Source organism: Streptomyces sp. NPDC002788, from assembly GCF_053592115.1.
Window position 1 is genome coordinate 31986 of sequence record NZ_JBSFVB010000020.1, and the last position, 14769, is coordinate 46754.

Annotated in this window: 12 protein-coding genes, 1 tRNA gene and 3 pseudogenes; 10 read left to right on the forward strand and 6 right to left on the reverse strand. The window is 69.5% G+C overall.

Features of this window, described 5'->3' with window-relative positions:
- Positions 1-341: 341 nt before the first annotated feature.
- The gene (locus ACWD1U_RS30750; RefSeq protein WP_451112447.1) at positions 342-578 is read left to right on the forward strand and encodes a hypothetical protein; all 237 of its coding nucleotides are present in this window, start codon (positions 342-344) and stop codon (positions 576-578) included.
- Positions 579-641: 63 nt separating this feature from the next.
- Here the strand turns inward: ACWD1U_RS30750 and ACWD1U_RS30755 are convergent, their stop codons facing one another.
- The gene (locus ACWD1U_RS30755; RefSeq protein WP_451112449.1) at positions 642-827 is read right to left on the reverse strand and encodes a hypothetical protein; all 186 of its coding nucleotides are present in this window, start codon (positions 825-827) and stop codon (positions 642-644) included.
- A gap of 408 nt (positions 828-1235) precedes the next feature.
- On the opposite strand from ACWD1U_RS30755, the gene ACWD1U_RS30760 reads away from it, so the two are divergent.
- On the forward strand, positions 1236-2894 hold the full coding sequence (locus tag ACWD1U_RS30760) for a catalase (protein ID WP_451112451.1): 1659 nt from the start codon (positions 1236-1238) through the stop codon (positions 2892-2894).
- Between the two features lie 7 nt (positions 2895-2901).
- Here ACWD1U_RS30760 and ACWD1U_RS30765 read toward each other — a convergent pair whose 3' ends face one another.
- Positions 2902-3756, reverse strand: a complete 855-nt coding sequence (locus tag ACWD1U_RS30765; protein WP_451112453.1) for a fructosamine kinase family protein — start codon at positions 3754-3756, stop codon at positions 2902-2904.
- Positions 3757-4091: 335 nt separating this feature from the next.
- Here ACWD1U_RS30765 and ACWD1U_RS30770 point away from each other — a divergent pair, with 335 nt between their 5' ends.
- The gene (locus tag ACWD1U_RS30770) at positions 4092-4415 is read left to right on the forward strand and encodes a hypothetical protein (RefSeq protein WP_451112455.1); all 324 of its coding nucleotides are present in this window, start codon (positions 4092-4094) and stop codon (positions 4413-4415) included.
- Positions 4416-4452: 37 nt separating this feature from the next.
- On the opposite strand, the gene ACWD1U_RS30775 is transcribed toward ACWD1U_RS30770, so the two are convergent.
- The gene (locus ACWD1U_RS30775) at positions 4453-5112 is read right to left on the reverse strand and encodes a hypothetical protein (RefSeq protein ID WP_451112456.1); all 660 of its coding nucleotides are present in this window, start codon (positions 5110-5112) and stop codon (positions 4453-4455) included.
- Between the two features lie 177 nt (positions 5113-5289).
- Between ACWD1U_RS30775 and ACWD1U_RS30780 the strand changes: the two genes are divergently transcribed.
- The 4 genes from ACWD1U_RS30780 (at position 5290) to ACWD1U_RS30795 (ending at position 8645) form a co-directional block, all read left to right on the forward strand.
- The gene (locus tag ACWD1U_RS30780) at positions 5290-5817 is read left to right on the forward strand and encodes a hypothetical protein (protein ID WP_451112458.1); all 528 of its coding nucleotides are present in this window, start codon (positions 5290-5292) and stop codon (positions 5815-5817) included.
- Between the two features lie 437 nt (positions 5818-6254).
- Positions 6255-6872 carry a LysE family translocator gene (locus ACWD1U_RS30785; RefSeq protein WP_451112460.1) on the forward strand — a complete coding sequence of 206 codons (618 nt, stop codon included), beginning with the start codon at positions 6255-6257 and terminating at the stop codon, positions 6870-6872.
- Between the two features lie 27 nt (positions 6873-6899).
- Entirely contained in the window at positions 6900-7616 is a 717-nt protein-coding gene (locus ACWD1U_RS30790; protein ID WP_451112462.1) for an MOSC domain-containing protein, read from the forward strand.
- Positions 7617-8213: 597 nt separating this feature from the next.
- The gene (locus tag ACWD1U_RS30795) at positions 8214-8645 is read left to right on the forward strand and encodes a VOC family protein (protein ID WP_171166537.1); all 432 of its coding nucleotides are present in this window, start codon (positions 8214-8216) and stop codon (positions 8643-8645) included.
- Between the two features lie 68 nt (positions 8646-8713).
- On the opposite strand, the pseudogene ACWD1U_RS30800 reads toward ACWD1U_RS30795, so the two are convergent.
- Positions 8714-9482 (reverse strand): annotated as a pseudogene (locus ACWD1U_RS30800) (transposase).
- Between the two features lie 212 nt (positions 9483-9694).
- Between ACWD1U_RS30800 and ACWD1U_RS30805 the strand changes: the two are divergent.
- The gene (locus ACWD1U_RS30805) at positions 9695-9844 is read left to right on the forward strand and encodes a hypothetical protein (RefSeq protein WP_451112632.1); all 150 of its coding nucleotides are present in this window, start codon (positions 9695-9697) and stop codon (positions 9842-9844) included.
- Positions 9845-9967: 123 nt separating this feature from the next.
- Positions 9968-10938: pseudogene (locus ACWD1U_RS30810) on the forward strand (MerR family transcriptional regulator).
- 52 nt (positions 10939-10990) lie between these two features.
- Here ACWD1U_RS30810 and ACWD1U_RS30815 read toward each other — a convergent pair.
- A tRNA-Ser gene (locus ACWD1U_RS30815) sits at positions 10991-11082 on the reverse strand.
- Between the two features lie 135 nt (positions 11083-11217).
- Positions 11218-12704: pseudogene (locus ACWD1U_RS30820) on the reverse strand (peptidoglycan D,D-transpeptidase FtsI family protein).
- Positions 12705-13556: 852 nt separating this feature from the next.
- Here ACWD1U_RS30820 and ACWD1U_RS30825 point away from each other — a divergent pair.
- Positions 13557-14555, forward strand: coding sequence for a YdcF family protein (locus ACWD1U_RS30825; RefSeq protein ID WP_451112464.1), 999 nt, complete (start codon positions 13557-13559; stop codon positions 14553-14555).
- The last annotated feature ends 214 nt before the right edge of the window (positions 14556-14769 follow it).

The following is a 14769-nucleotide window of genomic DNA, read 5'->3' on the forward strand; positions in this document are numbered from 1 at the left end:
TCGAGTCCAGTGGGGAGTCGGGCAGGGCGGAGTCCGCGATGCTCTTGCGAGCCATCCGCAGCACAGTACACACCGTCATCGACCGGTCTCGCACGGTGGAGAGCCACATCGTTCCGAAAGTGATCGGTCGCGGGGCGCTTCTGTGGCAAGTGTCGGAATTGCCGTACACGGCAGGCGAGTTGGCGATGCGTAGGAGTCTGTCCGGCGCGGCCGCCCCCGCGCCCGATGTCCCCGTGGCCGGGCAGTCACCGAACGTAATGGCAGTGGGTTGTGTGTATGCCCGGAGGCCGGGGTACCCGTCCGGCGCCGAAAAGGTCCGCTCCGCAGAGAAGGAGGTCCGAATGGCCAGCGAGACGGAGACCGGCGATGTGACCGGTACGCGGGACAAGGACTACAACCTGATCTGGTACGTCGAGGCGTGTCTGAACAACGCCCTGCGCCTGGAGGGCTACATCCAGGACGCCGAGCGCGCCAAGGACACCGAGGTCGCCGATCTGTTCCGCAAGGCTCAGGCGGACAGCCGCAAGGGTGCCGAACTGGGCAAGAAGCTCCTGCGCGCACGCCTCGACGAAGGCTGAGCCCCGCCGCACGCCCAGGCCCGGACCCCGCAAGGGGCCGGGCCTTTCGCTGCCGACGGCGGTTCAGCCGGCGTGCACCCTGCCGTCCTGCACGACGCAGTGCCCCGGATCGGAGCAGCCGAGAAACGGCTTGAACTGCAGGTTCACCGTCAGCGGCGCGGGTTCGGCGCTCGCCGTCGAGCACCCGCAGACGGCGCACTTGCCCGTGAGCGGGCACCAGAACCAGCCGTCCACATCGCCCACGGTCACGCGGCCCGACTTCTTCTGGGAAGACGTATGGAGGTGTCCTTCCGGCCCGCCTCGGCGGACGGCGCGCGCGGAACGGGCGAGGGAGGCGTCCTGGCGGCTCGGCCTGGAGGAGACCGACTACCGGGGCGGTGCTGCGCCGAGGGCCTGGGCCAGGCGAGCGAGCAGGAAATCGCGCCCCATATGTGACGGAGAGTGATGGCGGTGCCGCCTCCCGGCCTCGGGGACGGCACCGCCACAGGACCGGCACGGTTCAACCCCGCCCTCGCCCTCCTCACCCGACCGCGTTTTCGGCACGTGACTGACCCCGCCGCTCCGGGTACCCGGACGCTCCCGCCAGGACCGGCCGGGCGGCTGCTCGCGGCGCCGGCCCGGCCGGCCACCGGTCACAAGCCGAAGGAGCCCACGCATATGACGGACGTATCCGGTACCGGCCCCGCTCCGGGCGACGACCGCAAGGTACTCACCAACCGTCAGGGCCATCCGGTCCACGACAACCAGAACCAGCGCACCGTCGGCGCCCGCGGGCCGGCCACGCTGGAGAACTACCAACTCCTCGAGAAGATCAGCCACTTCGACCGGGAACGCATCCCCGAGCGCGTCGTGCACGCGCGCGGCGTCACCGCCTACGGCCACTTCGAGGCCTACGGCACCTGGGGTGACGAGCCGATCAGCCGCTACACCCGGGCCAAGCTGTTCCAGGAGCGCGGCAAGCGCACCGACGTGGCCGTCCGCTTCTCCACCGTCATCGGCGGGCGCGACTCCTCCGAGGCCGCCCGCGACCCGCGCGGTTTCGCGGTGAAGTTCTACACCGAGGACGGCAACTGGGACCTGGTCGGCAACAACCTGGGCGTCTTCTTCATCCGTGACGCCATCAAGTTCCCGGACGTCATCCACGCCCTCAAGCCGGACCCGGTGACCTTCGAACAGCAGCCCCGGCGCATCTTCGACTTCATGTCGCAGACGCCCGAGGCCATGCACATGCTGATCAACCTTTTCGGTCCGCGCGGCATCCCCGCCGACTACCGCCACATGCAGGGCTTCGGCGTCAACACCTACAAGTGGGTCAACGCCGACGGCGAGACCAAACTCGTCAAGTACCACTGGATGCCCAAGCAGGGCGTGCGCAGCATGACCGAGGAGGACGCGGCCAACGTCCAGGCCGACACCCTCGGTCACGCCACCAAGGACCTGTACGAGGCGGTCGCCCGCGGCGAATACCCGGAGTGGGAGCTGCTCGTCCAGATGATGGACGACCACGACCACCCCGAGCTCGACTTCGACCCGCTGGACGACACCAAGACCTGGCCCGAGCAGGACTTCCCGCCGAAGCCGGTGGGCCGGATGGTGCTCGACCGGATGCCGCAGGACTTCTTCGCCGAGAACGAGCAGATCTCCTTCGGCACCGGCGTCCTCGTCGACGGCCTGGACTTCTCCGACGACAAGATGCTCATCGGCCGGACCTTCTCCTACAGCGACACCCAGCGCTACCGGGTAGGCCCGAACTACCTCCAACTCCCCGTCAACCAGGCCAAGAACGCCGAGGTGCGCACCAACCAGCGCGACGGCCAGATGGCGTACTACGTCGACGGCGGCGGTGAGAACCCGCACGTCAACTACGAGCCGTCGATCACCGGCGGGCTGCGCGAGGCCCGGTACCCCACGCACGACGAACAAGGGCCGGAGATCCACGGCCGTCTGACCCGCAAGCGCATCCCGCGCACCAATGACTACCTGCAGGCCGGTCAGCGCTACCTGCTCCTGGAGGACTGGGAGCGCGACGACCTGGTGAAGAACTTCATCAATCAACTGTCCCAGGCCGACCGGGCCGTACAGGAGCGCATGGTCTGGCACTTCCTGCTGGTCGAGAACGACCTCGGCCTGCGGGTCGGCGAGGGCCTGGGCATCGGCCCGGAGGACGTGGCCGGTCTGGAGCCGCTGGCGAGCCAGGACCTCACCGACGAGGACCGCGAGCGCCTGTCCCACCTGGGCAAGAACAAGCCGCGTGACGTCGAGGGGCTCACCATGACCCACTGCGTCCCCGACGAACGGCACGTCGTGACGCGCTGACCGGCCGTCACCCCGCCAGGGCCGTACGGGCCACCGCGAGCGCCTGCTCCGCGTAGCCCCGGCCGAACAGCACGGCGTGCACCAGCAGCGGGAACAGCTGGTGCACGCCGACGCGGTCCGTCCAGCCGTCGGCGAGCGGCGCCTGCTCCTGATAGCCGGCCAGCACCTGCTCCAGGTGGGGGCAGCCGAAGAGACGCAGCATCGCCAGGTCGGTCTCGCGGTGCCCGCCGTGCGCGGCCGGGTCGATCAGCCGGACGTGCCCGTCGGCCGCCCACAGCACATTGCCGTTCCACAGGTCGCCGTGCAGCCGCGCGGGCGGCTCGGCGGGCCCCGCCAATGCGGGCAGCCGCTCGCACAGCCGCTCCACGACGGCCGCCTCCCCGGACCGGACGGTGCCCTCGTCGACGGCCCGCCGCAGATACGGCAGCACGCGCTGCTCGGCGTACCAGCGAGGCCACTGTGTGCCGGGCTCGTTCCGCATCGGGGCGAGCCCGATGTACGCGTCCGCGGGCCCGTCCGGGGGCGGCGCGCCGAACGCGGGCGCACCGGCGGCATGCAGCCCGGCCAGGTCACGCCCGAAGCGCACCGCCGCCTCCCGGCTCGGCCGCCCTTCCGGAACCCGGTCGATGACCAGCCAGTTCGCGTCGTACCCGTGCACGACCGGCACGCACACGGTCCCGGCACCGGCCAGCCACCGCAGCCCTGCGGCCTCGGCCCGCGCGGCCCCCGGCTCGCCGCATCGTTTGACGACCACCACCCGGCCGGTCCCGAGGGTGACCTCGGCGACGGTTCCCGACAGGGGCCTCTCCCCGCTGACCGCCTGCCCGGTGAGCCGGGCGACGACCTCCGCACAGGCGGTCATACATAGCTCCCTTTCAGCCGCGCGTGTGATCGGCACTCAGCGTACGACCGCGCCCCTGGGTCGCGGGGAACCGCGTGACCGGCCCCACCCACGCGTGGACGAAGGCTCAGCCCTCGAACCCGCGAGCCACGTCGAGCAGCTGCATCGCCATGCGCCGGGTCGAGGTCCGCGAACGCGGCGGACCGTGGGCCGGGGGAGTCCGACGCAGGGCGTGGACATCTCGTCCCCGGCGGCCGTCGCGATCCCGGGACATGCGCCACGCGCCGGTCACGCGGGACGGTGAAATCCCGCCGCCCGCCGACAGAACCGGCCACCGCCGGGGGAGCAGTCGGGGCATGACGACTTCACCGTTCCAGCGCACCATCGCCCTGCCCGCCCCCGTGTGCGAACAGGCCGCCCAGTACCTGGAGCAGGCCGCGCACCGGGCCATCGACGGAGCCGCGATCCCGCTGAAGGCGTTCCGCTCGGCGGCCGACAGCGACTTCACCCTGCCGCTCTCGGTGGTCGAGCAGGCGGCGTCCTGTCTGCTGGTCCTCGCCACCGAGACCGCCCAGACCGTGCGTCCCTCCGCCCTGCGCGCCACGATCAGCGTCGCGCTGCGGCTGCGCGACGCCGTGGACCTGGCGCATCAGCCCGCCCTCAGCAGCCGCTTCTGGTGAGCCGTGGCCGTCCTCCCGGGCGGGGTCACGAGGCCGCTCACGTCGCACTCCCGTCCTGCTCCACGGCCACCCGCGTGGTGACCCGCACGAGGCACGGGTCGCGGGGTGTCGAACGGGGCCCGAACCGCACGGGCGGCTCCACCGGGGCGAGAGCGCCGAGGCTCGTGCCCTCATAGCTGACGGTGGCCGAGGTGACCGGGTGCAGATCCCGGGCGCCGTACCACTGGTGCCGGCCGGGCCGGGCACTGCCGTGGGTGCCCGCGCCGAGCAGCAGACGAGCGGGCAGGTCCCACAGGGCGATCCAGCCCGGACGCGTGGCGAGCCGGCCCGGCACCGCCCGCAGCGCGAGGCCCGGCAGGCCCCTGCGGCCGGTGCTGAAGCTCAGATCGAGGGGCGGCGCGGAGACGGTCCAGTGCCCGTGGGCGGTGACCCGCACACCGACCGGTACCACCCGCACCTCGTCGAAGACGTACGTGCCGGCGACGAAGCCGGCCGTCTCCCGCGAAGGCGCCAGCAGCAGCCGCCGCCCGTCGGCCCCTTCGAACATCACGTCGCTGAACGGCCCGAACGGCGACCGCGCCCAGCGCCCGAGCACCACGCGAGCCCCGGACGCCGTGCCGATACCCGCGATCCAGCCGTCGAAGCGCACCGTGCGCACCGGCGGCGGAGTCCGGTCGGCGGGTCCGCGGCAGGGCACGCGGGCCGGGTCCCCCGGCTTCTCCGCGGCGAAACGACACCGGGAGGCGGCCCCCGAGGCCCGGTTGATGTGGCCGAGGCCACGTCCTGGAGGAGGTCCGGGTCACGTCCGGACGCGGGAAGCGGCGGCTACCGTCTACGACCAGTTCCCCGCCCCCAGTGTTCGGACGGCCCGGCAGTGCAAGCAGATCTCTCCCCCGTCATAGCGGCGACCGCCCAGTGGCTGACCCGCGCCTTCCCCGCCACGGGCGGCGCGCTGGCCGCGGCTCTGTGCGAGGCGCAGGCCCGGCAGGCCGTCACGGTCGCGGCGTGGCTCAGGTACCCGACGGCGATGGACGTCGCCCTGGTCGGCATCGCCGGCCCCGGCGGCTCGGCGCGGCTCGACTGGGTCACCGGCGCCGACGCGGCCCTGGGCGACGACGCGGACGCGCACGCCTGGCGCACCTGGGTGGACGAGGTCGTCGCGAGCTGGGCGGCCTGCTTGCTCACCGACTCCGAGCTGGCCGGCCGGGCGGTCGCCGCGCTCGCCGACGGCAGCCACGGCACCGGTGCACCGGCCGAGTTCCGGCGGCTCGTCGCCCCCGACGACAGCGACCGCGGTGCCGCCGCGCTTCTGCGGCACCCGGACCTGCTCGCCCCGGTCGCCGAACTGCACCACGCTCAGCTGGTCGACCGCCTGGCCCCCGGCCGCACGCTGATCGCCTGACGCGCCGCGCGACGCGACCTCAAGCGCGCCGCACTCCTCCGCCGCAGCCCGGACCGCCCAGCCGAGACGCCGGCCCCCGGCCGCGCCCGTCCCGCACGGCTCCCACCAGCCCGCCGGCACGGGCCGACGCCACGCCCCGCGAGCGGTGCCTCCGGACGCACATGGTCGGGGGCGCGGACCCACCCCCGGCACTCCGCCGCCTCCACGCCGCCGTCCTACTGGTGAAGAGGTGGTGTTCCGACCGTGCCCAATTCCTCGGGGCTGGTGGCGCCACCTGTAGCTTGGCGATCGAGGTATTTGAGCGGCAGGGGCTGGACAGGCGGCGGCAGCGAGGATGACCTGCTACCCGGTGGTCGGCTTGAACTCACGCGGGAGGAGGGGTGACCGTGATCGTTGTCACACACGGAGTGTGATGGTTCCACAGCAGACTGACCCTCATGTGGACGCAGATTGCCGCGGCGGCCGGAGTGCTCGCCCTGTTGACCGTGGTGCCGGGGCCGGACATGGCCGTGGTCACCAAGCGCGCGATCGCCTCCGGCAGGTCGGAGGGCCTGCGCACCGCCGCCGGTATCACCACCGGGCTACTGGTGTGGGGCGTGTTCACCGTCGTCGGGCTCGCGGCTGTCCTTGAGGCCTCGGCGGAGGCGTACTTCATTCTCAAGATTTTGGGTGCCGCGTACTTGGCTTTCCTCGGTCTACAGGCCCTGTGGCAAAGCCGCCGTTCCGCGCCGAGGAGCGCTGAGCCGACGGCCACTGGCTCTGGGCGCGCGTACCTGACGGGCCTGACCACCAATGTCCTGAACCCGAAGATCGCCGTGTTCTACACCGGTCTACTGCCGACCCTGGCCCCGGACGGACTGCCCACGGCGGTCGGCATGGGACTGCTGGTGCTGTTGCACGCGGCACTGACCCTGACCTGGCTCGGCAGCTACGTCCACCTCGTCTCCAGGGCGCGCTCGGTCTTCGAACGGCCCAGCGTCCGGCGCCTGCTGGACCGAGTGACGGGCGTGGTGCTCATCGGCTTCGGGGTCCGGGTGGCTGCGGAAGCCAACTGAGGAGCAACTCACGGGAGGGATGGACGCATGGGCACGGTGCTCGGCACGATAGAGCGGATCTGGCGGTACCCGATCAAGTCCACCGGTGGTGAGCCGTTGGACGAGGTCGCCGTCGATGCCCGGGGCCTCGTGGGCGACCGGCTCTACGCGGTGCGGGATGCCGAGGGCAAGTTCGGCTCGGGCAAGAACACGCGCCGGTTCCGGCGCATGCCGGGACTGTTACAGCTGCGATCCCGGTACCCCGGGGGAGCAGTTACAAAGGTTCCTGAGCTGCTGGACCCGGACGGCGTGCCGGTATTAAATCCCACCACCTACGTGCGGCGTTATCTGGGCCGGAACGACGTCGAAGTGGCTCGCGAGGGCACAGTCTCGCATGTCGACCAGCTCCCACTCAGCGTCCTGACCACCGCCACCCTTGACTGGGTCCGCGCGGCCGTTCCAGGCGTGCCCGTCGACGAGCGCCGCTTCCGGCCGAACCTGCTGGTGCGGACACCGCCGGGCACCCCTGCGTTCGTGGAGGACGAGTGGTTCGGCAGCGCTGCCCGCCTCGGCTGCACTCTGCGTATACGGTTCGAACGTTCCAGCGAACGGTGCGTGATGACCAACGAGGCCCAGCAGGACCTGCCGCACTCCCCGCTGATCCTGCGAGCCATCGCGCAGAGGCATGACATGCGGCTCGACGCACTGGCCACGGTCGCACAGCCGGGGCGTGTGCGACTCGGGGACACTGTCGAACTCACCTGATCCACTCCGGCACTTCCGAGAAAGGGGGTCGTCGAAGGCGAAGTCGGCCAACTCCGCCGCCACCACCTGGTGCCCGTCCCCGACGTCATCACCCGGCCGAGCTCAACGCCCAAATCGATGCGTGGGCCAGCAGGGCGACCAGCGGCGGATCAGCGAGTGCCCGCGCACCGTCGCCGAGTACTTCGCCATCGAAAAACCCTTGCTGCAGCCGCTGCCGTAAGACCACTTTTAGACCGGGCGGCTGCTGACACTACGGGGCGACCGCTACGCGCTGATCACCGTGCGTCAGGACCACTACTCGGTACCGGTACGGCTCATCGGCCGCCAGGTCCCTTGTCCTGCTGCACGCCTCCGAGGTGGTGGTCGACGACGGCCGTACCGAAATCGCAGTCCTTGAGGGCTGTCCCGTAACTGATCTTTGGCACGAGAGCGGTCGGCTGAGATCGGATCCTGGGTCCCACCCTTTGGAAGAGGCGCCGACCTCGGTTCACCCCCGTGACCGCACGACACAGCGGCGGATGACAGGGGCCGTCCTCCCGGCAACGTGTGGATCCACCCGCCCGGGGAGATGAGCAGGGCCCCTGTTATCGTGCGCCGATGTCAACGATCAAGCAGTTCCAAGTGACCTTCGACTGCGCGGAACCTGCGCGCCTCGCCGCCTTCTGGTGCGAGGTGCTGGGGTACGTCGTACCGACAGTCCCGGAGGGCTTTGCCACGTGGGAGGAGTACCACCACTCGCTGCCGCCTGAGGACGAGGTCTACTTCGCGTGCGCTGATCCCTCGGGCGTGGGCCCGCGCGTGCTCTTCCAGCGAGTTCCCGAAGGCAAGGTCGTCAAGAACCGGGTTCATCTTGATGTGCGGGTCGGCACAGGGCTCGTGGGTGACGAGCGCCTGGCCACACTCGAAGCCGAATGCGCACGGCTGATGGCGCTCGGCGCGAAACACGTGCTGACGCAGCGCGCCGATGGCGTCAACGAGTCGTGCATCACGATGCAGGACATCGAGGGCAACGAGTTCTGCCTCGCCTGATTCTCCTCCGAGACTGCGAGGGGGGAGCCGTCTCCCGGGGACCTCTCAGGTCTCGTATGCGGCAGAAGCTATCCCGTGAGAGCGAGGTTGTGCAGTCGGGCGATGCCGAGCATGGCGTGTCGGACCCCGTCGCCCTTGAGACGGCAGTCGCGGAGGATCTTCCAGGTCTTCATGCGGGCGAAGACGTGCTCGACGCGGGCCCGGACCTGTTTGTGTGAGCGATTGTGCTCGCGCTTCCAGCCCGGCAACTCTTCGCCCGGGGTGCGGCGGTGGGGCATGAGGAGGCCGGTGCCCGGATAGCCGCCGTCGGCCATCGTGAGGGTCCTGCCCACGGCGGCCTTCGCGCCAGACTCCTCCCATGCCCGGCAGTCGTTGCGATTGCCGGGCAAAGGCTCACCGACCACAACGACCAGGCGGGTATCCGCGTCAATGACGACCTGGTGGTTGGTGGAGTACCGGTAGTTCTTTGACTGTTCAGCGATGCTGTGGTTCCCGGGTAGGCACCAGGGTGCCGTCGACTACCAGCACGGTGTCCTTGGCAAACCGGCGCCGAGGCTGGAATGCGATGAGCGGGCCGAGCTGGTCGATGATGCGGTCGGCCGCCGACTTCGAGATGCCAAACAATGGGGCGAGTTGGCGCATCGTCAGGTTCGTGCGCCAGTAAGCGACTACCAACAGCACCCGGTCCTCCAGCGGCAGACCCCACGGCCGCCCCTGGCCCGGGGAGCTGGCGCCCTCGCGGCGAAGCGCGGTCACCAACTTGCCGAAGACGCGCGGGCTCAGCCCGGCAAACGGGGCTATCCAGGACGGTTCCGACGCCGTGATCACACCTGACACGATCAAGATCATTGCAGGGCGAGACCACTTACGGGACAACCCTTAGGTGAGTGCCTGATCATGCTGGCGCACACGTGAACGCGCCCAGCCACAAACGGGTGGCGTCAAAGACGCCATCACCCTGGTCTGAAACGCACCCGGGGCGGTGTGACAGCGCCCATGATTGATCCATGGGAATGGTGACGGCGTTACGCCGGTACCCGGTGAAGTCCATGCTCGGCGAGGCTCTGACAAGCGTTGCGGTCACCGAACGCGGGCTGTGCGGAGACCGGGTGTCCGCCGTTCTCGACGATACGGGCACGGTCGGCAGCACCAACACCCCCGCAAGTGGGGCCCGTTGCTCCGCTGCCGCAGCAGGCTAACCAGCCCCGACACGGTCGTGGTCGAGCTGGAGGAATTGTCAAGACTTGTGGATGAGGAGTGGTTGCCTGCCGGCAGGCGAAGGGGCTTGAGTCTCCAGTAGGGGGAGACACAAAGGTGGGGTCATGGACGGCGACACGCTCTACTCGATCGGCGAACTCGCTCGACGGACCGGTCTCACGGTCAAGACCATTCGGTTCTACTCCGATCGCGGAATCGTGGCGCCGACGGACCGCAGCCCGGCCGGCTACCGCCTCTACGGTATCGACGCCGTCGCACGCCTGGACCTCGTGCGGACCCTGCGCGAGCTGGGACTGGACCTTCCCACGATCCGCAAGATCGTGGACCGCGAGCTCTCGCTTCCCGAGGTCGCCGCGGCGCACGCCGAAGCACTGGCAGCGCAGATCCGCGTCCTGCGCCTGCGGCGCGCGGTGCTGATGGCGGTGGCCGAGCGAGGGGCCGCACCTGAGGAGACGGAACTCATGCACCGGCTGGCCCAGCTTTCCGAGGACGAACGCCGACGTCTGATCGGCGATTTCCTCGACGCCGTCTTCGGCGGTCTTGACGCCGCCCCCGCATTCGCGGGGGTCGTGCGCTCGATGACCCCCGAGTTGTCCGACAACCCGGAGGCAGAGCAGGTCCAAGCGTGGGTGGAATTAGCCGAAATGTCTCTGGACCCGGGTTTCCGCACCATGGTGCGGCGGATGGCCGAGGACCAGGCAGCCGAGCAGACCCGAAGGACATGATGGGCCCGCGCCGCGACATTGCCGCAGTCGTCCGTGACCAGGTCGGCCCGGCCCTGGCCGCCGGCATCGACCCGGCCTCGCCCCAGGCCGATCCGATCGTCGCGGCGTTCACGGCGCACTGCGCGCACCTTCTCGGCCGCCCCGACGACGTTGAGCTTCGCCGTCGGCTGGCGACTCGGCTGGAGAGCGTGAGTGGCCCCCGCAGGGAGCGGTACCTCCAGCTGCTCGCAGTGGTCAACGGCTGGCCGGCCCCGGAGAGTCTGGCTCCAGTGTTCGATTGGTCCGTCCAGGCGCTGCGCGTTAATCGCCCGGGAAGGTACGTCCTCCCGGGGCCGATCCACAGGATCTGAGCATTGCTCTCAAGCGACACCCCTACTGACCAGCACGTCTGTGACCTACCTGCGGAGGCGGTGGGATTCGAACCCACGGTGACGGTCTCACGTCACTACGGTTTTCAAGACCCTTCCCTTCGGCCGCTCGGGCAGCCCGCCTTCGCATCGCCCACCAGGGGCAGAGCGGCTACAGCGCACCGCCACCAAGCGTTTTGCGGGTGGGTAGTGGTCCATACGGGGTCCACTTGGCTCAGGCTGCCGGAACGGAGAAAGCACCTTCCTTCAGGACGCCTTGCGCTACGACTGCAGGACCGCCTTCATGACACTGCGCGCGACGGGCGCTCCGAGACGGCCACCGGAGATGTCCGCGCGTGAGATGTCCATGTCGGTCGGGTCGATGAAGACAGCTACAGCGACCGACGAGCCATCCTGCTTCGTGCCGTAGGAAACAAACCAGCCGTAGGGCACTTGCTCGGCTACGTCAACACCACGCTGAGCGGTGCCAGTCTTGCCCCCGACCGTGATCCCATCGATCTGGGCGCGGCGAGCACTTCCTTCCCTGGCAGTGAACTCCATCATCTGCTGGACTTTCTGAGCGGTGGCAGCGGAGACTGCCTGCCCCATTGCCGCGGGCTGGGTCTTGTCCAGAGTGCTGAGATCTGGGCCACGAACTTCATCGACGATGTAGGGCTGCATCAGCTTTCCGTCGTTGGCCAGTGCAGCGGTGACCATGGCCATTTGCATCGGTGTGCTCGTGAGGCTGCCCTGCCCCATGCCAGTGAGCGCGGTGCCGGGCTTGTCAAGGTTCTCGGGGTAGATGCTCTTGGTGGCGAGCAGGTCGCCGATGTCGTCGGAGTAGACGTCATCGTTGAAGCCGAACTTCTCAGCCGTCTCGCGCAGCTTGTCCTGGCCGAGTTTGGCGGCAGCGTCGAGGAACACGTTGTTGCATGAGTACTGCATCGCGGTCTTCAACGACGCCTTGTCGCAGATAGCGTCACCAGCCTCGCTGCCGATCTTGTTGCTCGACTGCGGCAGCGGATAGGGGGAGACCGCATCCGTACGGGCATCGATGTCGGTGACGACCCCGTGCTCCAAGGCGGCCGCTGCCGTGAGGATCTTGAACGTGGAACCGGGGGGTAGATTTCTCGTAGCGCCCGGTTGGCCAGTGGCTTGCGCTTGTCCTTATCAAGTGCCACGAACCGGTCCGACTCCTTGAACGTGCTGCCGGCGAACCGCGACGCGTCGTAGGAGGGCGCTGAAACCAAGGCCAGCACCTTCCCGGTCTCGGGATCCAGAGCGACCACGGCCCCCCTTGCGCCCTTCAGCTCGGTCAGCCCGTCGTAAGCCGCCTTCTGCGCCTTCGGATCGATGGTGGTGACTACCGAGCCGGGGCGATGGCCCTTACCGCTGACGACATCGGCGAACCGCTGGAAAGCCAGTCGATCGTCTTTTCCAGTCAGGATGCCGTCGTACGTCTTCTCCAACAGCGTCATGCCTTGCGACTGCGACGCGTATCCCGTAACCGGTGCATACATCGGCCCGTTGACGTAGGTGCGCTTGTACTTGAGGTCGGTGCCCCGTACCTCGGTGGAGCCGGTGATGGCCTGACCCCCTACGACGATGTCTCCGCGTGGGGCAGCGAACTGCTCGATCTGCACACGCCGGTTCTCCTGGTCGGCGGCAAGTTCCGGAGCCCGAACGTACTGCACCCAGTTTGCGCGTATGGGCAGGCCCAGCATCAGTAACCCACAGAAGATCGCCACAGCCCTCAGCGGCTTGTTCACCAACACCCTCCGTCGACGCACGAGGACGCGGTGCCCCTGGAAGACAGGCCACCGCGTCCGCTCAGCTGGACGGATATGGAGATGGGTCTACGCAACATGCCTTCACACTAGACGACCAAGAGCCCCGAGCCGCCGCTCCGATCGACAACCAGGCGAATCCCCTTGGGGACTTGATGGTTCGGGTGCCCATCCTCCCCGCAGGCCCCGCAGTTTCGATTCAGGCTTCCACCACGCTTCGCGTTCCAGCCTCCCGACCAACCTGACGGTGGAAGTCATAGAACGTCCTCACTGGGCCTCTGAAGATAAACCGCCTTCGTGGGTCGACATGACCAAGCTGCGGTGCTGGGTTGGTGTCGGTGGGGTGGGTGTCAGTGACGGCTTGTCAGGCCGGGGTGTTTTCGCTGGTCGGGTGTTGAGGAAGAGCGTGGTCATTGCCGGGGGGCGGTTTCTGTAGCGGATACGGCTGTCATGGGGCGGCACACCCCACTCCGCTCGACTGTCTTGAGAACGGCACTTCTGAGCCTTCCGAGGGTTGCGCGGCGGCACGGAGGTCGGTGTCGGTTTTTGCGTGGGCGGGAGGGTGCGGGGTGGGGGCCGGGCGCGTGGGGTGAGGTCGCGGCGGGGTTGGGGGTGTCCGGGCCGGTGCTGGTGGCGCGGTTGCCGGGCAGCGCCACCGGCACGACATGCCGGTGGTGTCGAACGCACCACCGCCCGCCCGCGTTCGGCGCACCACAGCAGGTCTGGGAGGATGGACGGCAGCCGTCCGTACCGGGTCCGGGAACCTGCGGGCGGCGAGAGGCGGGCGGGTACGGGCAGCGGCCCGGCGGGCGGGAGAGAGGAGCGGTGCGGCACATGCCTCAGTACCCGGAGTACCTCGCCGCGGTCGTGTTCGCCGCGGGTGGCGTCGTCAACGCCCTGCTGGCACCGCACCGGTTCTCCACCGCCGTCCTGTTCTGCCTCGCGGTGACCTCTGCCGGACTCGGCGTGGCCGGTCGCAGTGCGGCAGCCCACCCGACCATCGCCACCGTCCTCGCCGTCGCCGCCCTGCTCCTGGCGCTCGCGCTGGGCCTGCTGCTGCTGGCCGACGGCGTCCTCCTGGTCCGGCGCTACGGACCGCAGGCAGCCCTGCCGGCGACCGGGGCCGCCGGCTGCGCGCTGCTGGCGGTGCTCGGCCTCGACGCGGTCTTCCACGCGGTCGGCGGCGAGGCGTTCGGTGCCCTCGTGGTCGCGGTGAACGCGGCCGCTGGATACCTCACTCTGCTCTTCCTCGTCTTCGCCGGCTACGTGTTCGTCCGGGGCCGTAGCACCCCCCTGCCGGAGACCACCCATGTCGTCGTCCTGGGCGCCGGGCTCAACGGCGACCGGCCCGGCCCGCTGCTGACCCGCAGGCTGGAGCGCGCCCTCGCGATCGACGCCGCCCGCGCACCGGACGCGCCTGGTGTGGTGTTCGTCGTCTCGGGAGGCCAAGGCGACGACGAGGTCCGCTCCGAGGCGGACGCGATGGCCGACTATCTGCGCGGTCGCGGAGTGCCCGCCGACCGGATCGTGCGGGAGGACCGCTCCGTCAACACCGGGCAGAACCTCCGCTTCAGCGCGGCCCTCGTGGACGGCACCGCTGCCGGCCAGCGTGCCACGGTGGTCACCAGCGGTTTCCACGTCTACCGCACGACTTTGCTGGCCCGCCGTGTCGGCGTGCCCGTGCACGTCGTGGGTGCGCCGACCTCTCCCGCCTACTGGCTGGCCGCGACGCTGCGCGAATTCGCCGCCATCCTGTGGTTGGAGCGCCTCCCCCTGCTCGGACTCAGCCTGCTGCTGGCGGTGCCGGTGGCGACGGCGCTCTTCGAGCACTGAAGCGCCGGCCGGGGACCTTGTAAGAGGTCCTGACAAATGCGCCGTACATGACGCGGTTGAGTAGAGAGGGGAGGGCTGGCAGGGCTGCTCGACCGCGGTGCGCGCAGCCCGCTGCGCCTGCGCATCGCCGATGACACCGGAAGGGTACTGCGCGAGGAGGGTGCTCGGCTGATCTGCTCCTTCGACGCGATGTGGACCGGGCGTCCTGACGTTG

Coding starts and splice junctions, on each gene's coding strand:
- ACWD1U_RS30750 (WP_451112447.1), top strand. CDS start 342: ATGGCCAGCGAGACGGAGACCGGCGATGTGACCGGTACGCGGGACAAG.
- ACWD1U_RS30805 (WP_451112632.1), top strand. CDS start 9,695: ATGCTCGGCGAGGCTCTGACAAGCGTTGCGGTCACCGAACGCGGGCTG.
- ACWD1U_RS30795 (WP_171166537.1), top strand. CDS start 8,214: ATGTCAACGATCAAGCAGTTCCAAGTGACCTTCGACTGCGCGGAACCT.
- ACWD1U_RS30785 (WP_451112460.1), top strand. CDS start 6,255: ATGTGGACGCAGATTGCCGCGGCGGCCGGAGTGCTCGCCCTGTTGACC.
- ACWD1U_RS30790 (WP_451112462.1), top strand. CDS start 6,900: ATGGGCACGGTGCTCGGCACGATAGAGCGGATCTGGCGGTACCCGATC.
- ACWD1U_RS30770 (WP_451112455.1), top strand. CDS start 4,092: ATGACGACTTCACCGTTCCAGCGCACCATCGCCCTGCCCGCCCCCGTG.
- ACWD1U_RS30765 (WP_451112453.1), bottom strand. CDS start 3,756: ATGACCGCCTGTGCGGAGGTCGTCGCCCGGCTCACCGGGCAGGCGGTC.
- ACWD1U_RS30760 (WP_451112451.1), top strand. CDS start 1,236: ATGACGGACGTATCCGGTACCGGCCCCGCTCCGGGCGACGACCGCAAG.
- ACWD1U_RS30825 (WP_451112464.1), top strand. CDS start 13,557: ATGCCTCAGTACCCGGAGTACCTCGCCGCGGTCGTGTTCGCCGCGGGT.